Source organism: Psittacicella hinzii (assembly GCF_003585885.1).
GTDB lineage: Bacteria > Pseudomonadota > Gammaproteobacteria > Enterobacterales > Psittacicellaceae > Psittacicella.
In genome coordinates, this window is sequence record NZ_NRHC01000157.1 from 1 (window position 1) to 1913 (window position 1913).

The following is a 1913-nucleotide window of genomic DNA, read 5'->3' on the forward strand; positions in this document are numbered from 1 at the left end:
TTGAGTAATTAACCATTGCTATCTATATATGCCAAGTTTTACCTTGAATACTAATTATTAACCTCTCAACTTCTTACTACAAAGAAATCAAATAGAGCTGCATTTTCATTTCACATTTCTTTCTAGTATTTCATAGTAAAAATCTTATCGCATTGTACAAATATGCCTTTATTTTTACATTATTTAAAACTATTCAAATTCCGAATTTTTGGGATTTTTTGTTTATCTCTTTTAAGTGGTTTAACTAGTATTGCTGTCCTAAACTACATCAATAATAAGCTTCTAAGTCCAAGTAACTTTGACATGCTAAATTTGATAGTATTCATTGCTATTCTCTTGGCTTTCTTGTGCTTACAAGTAATTGTGCAGTTTGCTATTTCAACTCTAGGGCATCGTATTGTTTTTCTTCTACGTAAAAGAATTGTTAAACAAATTATTGACTCAAGCTACCAAAATATTAAAAGCCAAGGTAAAGATCGCATTCTTGCTAGCTTAAATAGTGACCTAGATAGTATTTCTAGAGTATTTATACATTTACCAGATCTTACCCAAGGTATTGTTATCGGACTATGCACCGGTATTTATTTAGCTTACCTTTCTATTCCTTTGCTACTAATTACTATTGTTGCTTTAGCCGTTATCTTGTTTGGTATGCACTTAATTGTTGCTAAAGTAGTAAAAAACTTTACTATCTACCGTAACACCAAAGATTATTTAACAGCAGACTACCAAACCGTACTCGATGGTCACCGCGAGTTAAAAATCAATAACTCAAAAGCTAAACAATTTTATTTAAAACGCTTTGTTAATAACGCAGAAGCTTCACGCCGCACCATTGTGAGAACTGACTTTTTCCATTTTCTAGGAAATAACTTTTTCGATGTTATGGTGCTAATGCTTGTAGGGGTTATTTTCTTCTTGGCTTACTCTTTTAACTTAGCAAGTATAGAAAAAGCTACTACCTTTGCGGTTACTATCTTATTTATTCGTAACTTCATTAGTGCAGCTGTGTCATCTATTGCAGACATTTCTTTAGGAGTTGTCTCTATTGGTAAATTAAACAAGCTAGAGTTTGTTGATTTTTCTGAGGACTTTAATGAGCAAGATCTCATCAATCCTAATTGGCAAACGATTAGATTTGAAAATGTTACTTATACCTATCCAAAAGCAAATCCTTTAGATAACAATCAGCAAAAAGCTAAGGTAGAACAGTTTTCGCTTGAACCATTAAACTTTACTTTAAAACGTGGTGAAGTTACATTTTTAATTGGTAAAAATGGTTCTGGTAAATCAACTTTATCTTTACTCCTATCAGGTCTAGTTGAACCTACAGGTGGAACTATTTATGTTGATGAGCAAGCTATCAACACCCCTGAATTATCTCATTCTTATCGTGGTCTACTAACTAGTATCTTTAGTGACTTTTATCTTTTTGCAGAAATTGCTAAAGATGGTGAAGAGAGTGAAAAATTAATTGATCAATGGTTAGATATCCTAGAGATAAGAGGTAAAGTAGAAGTTATTAATCAAACTTTATCTACAACATCATTATCTACCGGTCAAAGAAAGCGTTTGGCTTTACTTACAGCTATTGCTGAACAAAGATCTTTTATTATCCTTGATGAATGGGCTGCAGACCAAGATCCATACTTCCGTAGTGTTTTCTATCGTCAAATCATTCCGCAAATCAAGCAAATGGGAATTACGGTTTTTGCCATTAGTCATGATGATGCTTATTTTGATGTTGCTGATAATATCTTCTTAATAAATCAAGGTAAACTACGTATCCTTAATGATAGTGAAAGATTAACTGAAGCTCACAAAGCTGTAGAGGAAAATCTCTAGAATTTCACTATAATATTTACAAAATTAATACCCCTCGTTTTTGTATAAAACCTGAATTCCGCAAATGA

The 1913-nt window shown here is 32.2% G+C and carries 1 protein-coding gene; it reads left to right on the plus strand.

Translation table 11 applies throughout. From position 1 onward, the window contains the following. Nucleotides 1-162: 162 nt before the first annotated feature. Nucleotides 163-1845 (plus strand): cyclic peptide export ABC transporter, encoded by a 1683-nt coding sequence (locus CKF54_RS08035; RefSeq protein ID WP_119525822.1) that lies wholly within the window; start codon nucleotides 163-165, stop codon nucleotides 1843-1845. Nucleotides 1846-1913: the final 68 nt, after the last annotated feature.